This is a genomic window from Geofilum rubicundum JCM 15548 (assembly GCF_000974365.1).
GTDB lineage: Bacteria > Bacteroidota > Bacteroidia > Bacteroidales > Marinilabiliaceae > Geofilum > Geofilum rubicundum.
Window position 1 is genome coordinate 1 of the sequence record NZ_BAZW01000092.1, and the last position, 7,801, is coordinate 7,801.

The following is a 7,801-nucleotide window of genomic DNA, read 5'->3' on the forward strand; positions in this document are numbered from 1 at the left end:
TAAAATTATATGTTTATATGTTTTTTTAAAAAAAGCATCTTTCTTTTAGTGGTCTATATTTCTTTTTAAGTGCTCAAGCCGCACGGCTCTGGCTTTTTGGCTACAGCCCCAAAAAGTCAGCAAAAAGGGCCGCCGCTGTTGAAAAATTACTAAAAATCAGTCAATTCGTCTAAAATCTGCGAAACTCGCTTCGCTCAAACAGCGCAGATTTTTCACGCCGAAATGCCCTATTTTATTAACGTTATTTTTCAAAGGCGGAATGAAAGCCCCCTTTTTTAAAGGGGTGGTTATTCCATACTTTTATCAATGCGGTAGGTGTCAATTATTTCCAGTAGCTCTTTGCCGAATTGCTCAATTTTCTTTTTTCCCAGCCCACTGATTTTTTGCAGCTCTTTTTTGGAAGTGGGCAACTGATTGGTCAATTCCACCATGGTTTTGGTCTGAAGAATCAAATAATGGGGCCAGTTGTGCTCGTCTGCCTGAAGGTCGCGCCACTGCTTGAGACGTTGGTAGAGCTCGGGATGGGCCGAGGCCGTTGCAGCACCTGTACCTGTTCCCGCTTGCTTTTTGGCGGGCGGTGCTTTTTTGACCGTCTTTTCGATGTTGCTGACCGATTTGGCAGCCAGGTAAGTGCTGATGTTGAAGCCTTGTTGGCACGTATCCAGCGTATCGTGGTGGGTGGTGAAGCTCTTTAAGATGCGGTCGAGCTGTCCGTCGATGGTTTTACGCAGCTCCTTGTTGTCGGTTTCCAGGTCCACGCTTCCGGCGAAGGGCTGCATCAGCACCTTGACTTCTTTGACAAAGTAGGGCGTCGCTTTTTTGATGCGTTCCTGCAAAGCTTCATGGTCGGCCGCCGGTAGTCCTGACGCCAACAATTGCAGCAATTGCTGTCTGAATTTGTCTGCTACCAGAAGCACCTTTTCCCGGAATTGCAACAGAACCTCGTTGAGCTGGTCGGGGAAGGCACCAAACACCACTTGCCGGTGCTGCATAATTTCGCGGTGGAGGCGACTCAGTTGGCGGTTGAGGATGTTGAAATCGAAGAGTTCCAGCACCAGTTCCTTTTCATATTCGCGCTGAAATTGCTGAATGCGCTCCGGTGTCGGGGCATTGGAGGCGGCCTGCTGAATAAAGCTGTTGACTTGCTGGCTCGAAACGATACTTCGTTGGTCGATGGGTGAGGAGAGTACCAGTCCCTCTAACGAACGGCAGCGACTCAGGGCCACATAGACCTGTCCGTGCGCAAAGGCCGCATTGGCATCGATGATGGCGTGTTCAAAGGTGAGGCCCTGACTTTTGTGTATGGTAATGGCCCATGCCGGTTTCAGCGGCAGTTGGGTGAACTTGCCGATGATTTCTTCCTGAATTTCGTTGGTGGTCTCGTTAAGCTGGTATTTATAGTTCTGCCATTCCACGCGTTCTACTTCAATGGTCAGGTCGGGGTTGGTGCAGCGCACGCTGACTTTGAGGGGACTGATGCTTTCGATGGTGCCTATTTTGCCGTTGTAAAAAAGCTTTTCGCGGGAGCCATCGTTTTTGATAAACATGACCTGCGCGCCTTTTTTGAGCACCAGCTTCTCGTCGTTGGGGTAGCTCGACTCGGGAAAGTCCCCTTCGATGCTCGCCTCAAAGGTAAGGGGCCTGGCATTCAGGGTGTCGAGGTGATGTTGGTTGATTTGCTGCGACTGCCGGTTGTGAGAGGTCAGCGTGATGTAGCCTTTGGGTGCGGTAAAGTTGGGGATGTAGCGACTCTGGAGGATGGCCAGTCCCTCGGCGGTCAACCTGTTTTCCCGTATCTGGTTCAGCACGCCGATGAATTTTTCGTCCTTCTGACGAAAAATATGGTTGAGCTCAATGGTCTCCACCGGAAAACTCTCCAGCACCTTGCTTTGAAAGAAGAAGGGGCCATTGTAATGGGCTTGCAACATTTGCCAGTCGCTGTCCTTTACCACCGGTGCCAGCTGCTGTAAGTCGCCAATCATTAGCACCTGAACACCGCCAAAGGGTTTGCTGCGGTAGCGGAATCGGCGCAATACACCGTCAATGGCATCGAGCATATCGGCCCGTACCATACTGATTTCATCAATCACCAACAGATCGATACTGCGCAAGATGTTGAGCTTTTCGCGGCTAAAGCGAAAGGAGGTTTCCGGCTTTTGCTCGCTTTGAGGCAGGTAGTGATTGGGTATTTGGGGACCAAAGGGTAGTTGAAAAAAGGAGTGAATGGTGACCCCGCCCGCATTAATGGCCGCCACCCCGGTGGGGGCCACGATGGCCATGCGTTTGGGGCAGTCTTTTTGCAGGTTGTGCAAAAAGGTGGTCTTTCCGGTGCCGGCCTTCCCTGTCAGAAAGAGGTTCTTTCCCGTGTTTTCGATGAAAAGGCGGGCCAGGGTCAGGCGGGAGGTCTCAGTTGCTTGAGTCGTGGTAATTTCAGGCATTTAATAATCAAATCGTTAAAAGTCTTTCAATTCCTAAAAGTACCACAATTTTGATAAAAATTAAAATGGCTTGAGCTCCTTCAAGCAAAAAGTTCCTTAAAACCATTGATGAGCATCTGCACCGCCATCATTAAAAGAATCATGCCCATGAGGCGTTCCATGGCGGCCAGACCACGTTTTTTAAGCAGGCGCAACAGGAAGGGGGCGGCCAGTAAGATGATGGCGGAGAGTACCCAGGCAATGAGCAGGGCAATGAGCCAGTGGAGGGTGCGGCCGGGCTGGCTTTGGGTCATCAGTATGAGCATGGCCATGACGGATGGACCGGCTATCATGGGTATGGCTATGGGCACCAGGAAGGGCTCTCCATCGGGCTGCTCGCCCATAACGCCCGAGTCTTGCGGAAATATGAGTCGGATGCCAATGATGAGCAGGATGATTCCGCCGGAGATGGTGACGGCTTCTTCGCCCAGTTGAAGGAAGTTGAGCACCGGCTTTCCGGCATAAAGGAAAATGATGAGGATGCCCAGGGCGATGAGGAGTTCCCGGGCAATGATGATTCTTTGTCGCCTGGGCTCAATGTCCTTCATGATGGCCAGCATGGCCGGAATGTTTCCCAGCGGGTCAATTAAAAAGAAGAGCATGACTGCTGCTGATAATATGGAACCGAGGACTTCGTTCATGGCGGATGTTTCTTTGAATGACTATTTAGGCCGCAAGGTAATAATTCCCCACCGCAAAAAAGGTGACAACTGTCTGGTCAGTTTGCTGATTGGACGAAGAGGTCTATCCCACCAATTTAACGCCCTTTTAGGTCAATTAGTCCCCATTTGTTTATCTTCTTTTCTGCTATCTTTGAATGGGAGCCATCTTTGATAGCTTCAGATAATTGGTTTGGATTTAGAATTTAAAAATATATACATATGAAAATTTTCTTAGTGATTTTGGGATGGCTGACTGTGCTATTCACCGGTGTTGCCGGACAGGATAAAGATTATTTGGACAAGAATTGGAAAGAGGTTTCTACCAAAATGCCTGAAAAATGGTATGGGTCGGATGCGGCGTTGGCAGTGGCTGAAAATGTATTGTTGTGCCAAAAAGAGATAGGCGGATGGGCCAAGAATGAGCCTTATCATCATCCCATGAGCGAAAAGGATAAGGCTCTGGTGATAGCTGCCAGACATGAAGCGGGTGCTACGATCGATAACGGCGCCACTACCATGGAGATGCGTTTTTTGGCCAAGGTGTATGATCAGCAAGGTGGAGAGGTCATTAAGGAAGGTTTTGTAAAAGGATTGGATTATTTGTTGGAAGCGCAATATGACAATGGTGGCTGGCCGCAGTTTTATCCCAAGAGGGGTGAGGGGCATTATTCAGCGGCCATTACTTATAACGACAATGCCATGGTCAATGTGATGGTTCTTTTAAAGGAAGTGTACGAGGGCCACAAGGATTTTAAAGCCCTAACTTTGAGTGCAGAGTTGAAAGACCGCGCTCGTGCAGCTATTGACAAAGGAGTGACCTGTATTTTAAACACGCAGATTATTGTGGAGGGCAAACCAACGGTTTGGTGTGCCCAGCACGACGCAGAAACTTTGGAACCTGTCAAAGCCCGGTCTTACGAGTTGCCTTCATTTAGTGGAGGCGAATCTACAGGCGTGGTTTTGCTGCTGATGTCTATCGAAAATCCTACGGATGAGGTGGTAGCGGCGGTAAAAGGAGCCGTTGAATGGTTTGAGACCTATAAAATTGAAGGTCTACGCATTCAGTGGTTTGAGGATGAGGGGGGCGATCCGGACCGCATGGTTGTTAAGGACCCGGATGCTACGCCATTATGGGGCCGGTTTTATGATTTGGAAAAGGTGGTGCCCTTTTTCTGCGACCGCGATGGCATCAAAAAGTGGTCGATGGCGGAAATAGGCCGTGAGCGTCGAACCGGATATGGTTGGTACACCGATAAACCCTCGGCGGTTCTGAAGAAATACCCGGAGTGGCGAAAAAAAGTGGGACTTAATGAACCGCTTTAAAACAGAAATTCTGAGGCCAGGACAATGAGGATGAGCAAGGCCAGAAAAACATATACGTAGCCACTGGCGAAATTCAAGGTGTATCCGAAATAGGGGTAAAGCTTCGGTACCACCAATCTGGGATCCTGACGGTTGTAATAGAAAATGCCTTTCCAGTTGTCGGGGTTTTTTCTCATAGCATCGAGCATTTGTTTGTCTTGACGGGTTTTCATTATTCCGGATTCTTAAGGTTCTTATATTTCCAGGAGTCTTTCGTTTTCAACAACAAAGGTGTCTCCCAGCTTGTTTTTGGCCAAATGAATCATGCTTTGGCCACTTGTGCGGCTTCAATGGGGCGGTATTTTTTGAGGGGACCAGCCAGTAAAAACTGAAGCGGCTTCATGAACCAGGTGGAGATGGTTTCGCCCAGCCGGAACTCCTGTCTTTGTCCGAGCAGCAAGGCCGGGCGCACTATGGTGAGATTGTTGAGGCGACAGGTTTTTAGCACCTGTTCCATTTGTCCCTTGGTACGTAAATAAAAAGTGCCCGATTTGGGATGGGCACCAATGGAGCTGACCACCACAAAATGGTCCACGTCTGCTGCAGCTGCCCATCTGGCCAAATTAACCACCGCATCGAAATCTACCTGTCGGAATTGTTCTTTGGATCCGGCTTTTTTGATGGTGGTACCCAAGGCACAATAAACTTCATTAATGCCTTTTGGGGGAAGATCATCGAGTTGCATAAAATCGGTGGGATGAAAAATGACGCGGGGGTCGGATACCTCAGGTGCGCGGCGTCCCGGCACATGAATTTCTGTGTATTGCGGATCGCTTAATAGTTGCTGAAGTATTTCATTGCCTACCAAGCCAGTTGATCCGGCAATAAGGGCTTTTTTATGAATGGTGTTGGTCATTGCGCTTTCTTTTAGAAAGGTATAAAGTTACTAAGGGCTTTTGCCAATATCAACTGTTTGGCGGAAACCTTCAGGTCCATTCTTTAGCGCTTATTCTTGAAAAAGTTCTTGACCAGTTCGGCGCACTCCTCTGCCATGATGCCGGTGGTGACTTCGGTCTTGGGATGCAATGGAGATGGCTGGTGACGGGTGAAGCCACGACGTTCGTCGGGCGCCCCAATCACAATGCGTCCAATCTGCGCCCAGTTGAGGGCACCGGCACACATGGTACAGGGTTCCAGGGTGACATACAGGGTGCAGTTGGGAAGGTATTTTCCGCCCAGATTTTCTGCCGCTGAGGTAATGGCCAGCATTTCTGCGTGGGCCGTTACGTCGTTGAGGGTTTCCGTCAGGTTGTGGGCACGCGCAATGATTTGTCCCTTGCTTACAATCAGCGCACCTACGGGGACTTCATCCTTATTGAAGGCCTCACGTGCTTCTTTGTAAGCCTGTTGCATGAAATACTTATCCGAAAAATCAATCTTATCCATTCTCTTACCTTTTATCCTCAAATCTAACAATCTATTATTATGTGTATCCTATTTTTTCTTGCTATTTTCGCAAAGATATTTTAAATCACCCATGTCCGAAAAAATATATCAAAACCTTTTTTAAAAGTAAAAAAATAGTTTTAAGCAAAAATAAAAAACCATGTATAGAACTCATACCTGTGGCGAATTAAGGCTATCAGATGTTGATAAGCAAGTGACTTTAAGTGGCTGGGTGCAGCGGGTGCGCGATTTGGTGGAATGACTTTCATTGATTTACGCGACCGGTATGGCATCACTCAGTTGGCCATCAATACCGATGAGCAACAGGAGCTGAGCCGGCAGACCCGTGAACTGGGACGTGAATTTGTAATTCAGGTGGTGGGCACCGTTAAGGAGCGCAGCAGCAAGAATATGAAAATTCCGACCGGTGAAATTGAAATCATCTTGTCGCAATTGACCATCCTCAATAAATCGGCTTTGCCGCCCTTTACCATCGAAGATGAAACGGATGGTGGTGAGGAACTGCGCATGAAGTACCGCTATCTCGACTTGCGTCGCAATCCGGTTCGTCGCAATCTGGAACTGCGCCACCGCATGGGGATTGAGATTCGGAATTACATGAACGATCGGGGCTTTCTGGATGTGGAAACACCTGTACTCATCAAATCAACGCCCGAAGGGGCACGCGATTTTGTGGTGCCTTCAAGGGTGCATGCGGGACAGTTTTATGCCCTGCCTCAGTCGCCCCAGGTGTTTAAGCAGCTGTTGATGGTGGCGGGGTACGACCGTTACTTCCAGATTGTAAAATGTTTCAGGGATGAGGATTTGCGGGCCGACCGTCAGCCGGAGTTTACACAGATTGACTGTGAAATGGCCTTTGTGGACCGGGATGATGTGCTGGCCACTTTTGAAGGATTGACCAAGCATTTGTTTAAGGTGATTAGGCAGGTGGAGATGACGGAGGCCTTTCCCCGACTGAGCTATGCGGATGCCATGGAGCTCTATGGTTCGGATAAGCCGGATATTCGCTTTGGCATGACTTTCAAGGTGCTGACCGAGCTGGTGCAGGGCAAGGGTTTTAAAGTGTTTGATGAGGCTGAGTATATTGGCGGTATTTGTGCCGAGGGTATGGCTGACTACAGCCGAAAGGATTTGGATAAATTGACGGATTTTGTGCGCCGTCCGCAGGTGGGGGCACAGGGATTGGTCTATGTGAAGTACAATGAGGACGGATCGTTTAAATCGTCGGTGGACAAGTTTTTTGATGCGGAACAACTGAAGGTCTGGGCTGATTCGATGGGGGCCAAACCGGGCGATTTGTTATTGATTTTGGCCGGTAATAAAAAGAAGACCTTGAATGCTCTGAGTGAACTGCGTCTGGAGATGGGTAATCGCATGGGGCTGCGCGACAAAAACGTTTTTGCTCCGCTTTGGGTGGTGGATTTTCCGCTGCTGGAATGGGAGGAAGAGAGTCAGCGCTTTTACGCGATGCACCATCCTTTCACTTCGCCGGTTAAGGACGACCTGGAGCTGCTGAACAGTGATCCGGCAAAGGTCAGGGCCGATGCCTATGACCTGGTGATCAACGGGGTTGAGTTGGGTGGCGGTTCCATCCGTATTCACAACGACGGGCTTCAGAAAAGGATGTTTGAAGTGCTGGGCTTTACCGATGAAGAGGCGCAAGAGCAGTTTGGCTTTTTGATGAATGCCTTTAAATATGGCGCACCGCCGCATGGTGGTATCGCTTTTGGGTTCGACCGCTGGGCCTCCTTAATGGCTGGACTGGATTCCATTCGGGATGTGATTGCCTTTCCTAAAAACAATGCGGCCCGCGATGTGATGATCGATTCGCCATCGCCCATTCATTTGAATCAATTGGATGAACTGAATCTAAAATTGAATATCAAGGAATAG

Annotated in this window: 7 protein-coding genes; 2 read left to right on the forward strand and 5 right to left on the reverse strand. The window is 49.0% G+C overall.

Features of this window, described 5'->3' with window-relative positions; genetic code table 11:
• Positions 1-287: 287 nt before the first annotated feature.
• Both JCM15548_RS19450 and JCM15548_RS19455 read right to left on the reverse strand, forming a co-directional pair.
• Positions 288-2,438, reverse strand: coding sequence for an HRDC domain-containing protein (locus JCM15548_RS19450; protein WP_062128757.1), 2,151 nt, complete (start codon positions 2,436-2,438; stop codon positions 288-290).
• An 80-nt stretch (positions 2,439-2,518) separates the two neighbouring features.
• Positions 2,519-3,118, reverse strand: coding sequence for a MarC family protein (locus JCM15548_RS19455; RefSeq protein WP_062128759.1), 600 nt, complete (start codon positions 3,116-3,118; stop codon positions 2,519-2,521).
• Between the two features lie 240 nt (positions 3,119-3,358).
• On the opposite strand from JCM15548_RS19455, the gene pelA reads away from it, so the two are divergent.
• The gene (gene pelA / locus JCM15548_RS19465) at positions 3,359-4,462 is read left to right on the forward strand and encodes a pectate lyase (protein WP_062128764.1); all 1,104 of its coding nucleotides are present in this window, start codon (positions 3,359-3,361) and stop codon (positions 4,460-4,462) included.
• Here pelA and JCM15548_RS19470 read toward each other — a convergent pair.
• The 3 genes from JCM15548_RS19470 to JCM15548_RS19480 all read right to left on the reverse strand — a co-directional run bounded on the left by JCM15548_RS19470 (position 4,459) and on the right by JCM15548_RS19480 (position 5,887).
• A complete protein-coding gene (locus JCM15548_RS19470; protein WP_062128766.1) occupies positions 4,459-4,674 on the reverse strand; it encodes a DUF5808 domain-containing protein in 216 nt (71 codons plus the stop codon). The two genes, pelA and JCM15548_RS19470, sit on opposite strands and share 4 nt — an antisense overlap.
• Positions 4,675-4,763: 89 nt before the next feature.
• Positions 4,764-5,357, reverse strand: a complete 594-nt coding sequence (locus JCM15548_RS19475; RefSeq protein ID WP_083985268.1) for an NAD(P)H-binding protein — start codon at positions 5,355-5,357, stop codon at positions 4,764-4,766.
• An 83-nt stretch (positions 5,358-5,440) separates the two neighbouring features.
• On the reverse strand, positions 5,441-5,887 hold the full coding sequence (locus JCM15548_RS19480; protein ID WP_062128768.1) for a nucleoside deaminase: 447 nt from the start codon (positions 5,885-5,887) through the stop codon (positions 5,441-5,443).
• 258 nt (positions 5,888-6,145) lie between these two features.
• Here JCM15548_RS19480 and aspS point away from each other — a divergent pair, with 258 nt between their 5' ends.
• The gene (gene aspS / locus JCM15548_RS19485) at positions 6,146-7,801 is read left to right on the forward strand and encodes an aspartate--tRNA ligase (RefSeq protein ID WP_227626052.1); all 1,656 of its coding nucleotides are present in this window, start codon (positions 6,146-6,148) and stop codon (positions 7,799-7,801) included.

Excerpts from the sequence above, each read along its gene's own strand:
- JCM15548_RS19450 (WP_062128757.1), bottom strand. The coding sequence starts at position 2,438 with ATGCCTGAAATTACCACGACTCAAGCAACTGAGACCTCCCGCCTGACC.
- JCM15548_RS19480 (WP_062128768.1), bottom strand. The coding sequence starts at position 5,887 with ATGGATAAGATTGATTTTTCGGATAAGTATTTCATGCAACAGGCTTAC.
- pelA (WP_062128764.1), top strand. The coding sequence starts at position 3,359 with ATGAAAATTTTCTTAGTGATTTTGGGATGGCTGACTGTGCTATTCACC.
- aspS (WP_227626052.1), top strand. The coding sequence starts at position 6,146 with ATGACTTTCATTGATTTACGCGACCGGTATGGCATCACTCAGTTGGCC.
- JCM15548_RS19475 (WP_083985268.1), bottom strand. The coding sequence starts at position 5,357 with ATGACCAACACCATTCATAAAAAAGCCCTTATTGCCGGATCAACTGGC.
- JCM15548_RS19470 (WP_062128766.1), bottom strand. The coding sequence starts at position 4,674 with ATGAAAACCCGTCAAGACAAACAAATGCTCGATGCTATGAGAAAAAAC.
- JCM15548_RS19455 (WP_062128759.1), bottom strand. The coding sequence starts at position 3,118 with ATGAACGAAGTCCTCGGTTCCATATTATCAGCAGCAGTCATGCTCTTC.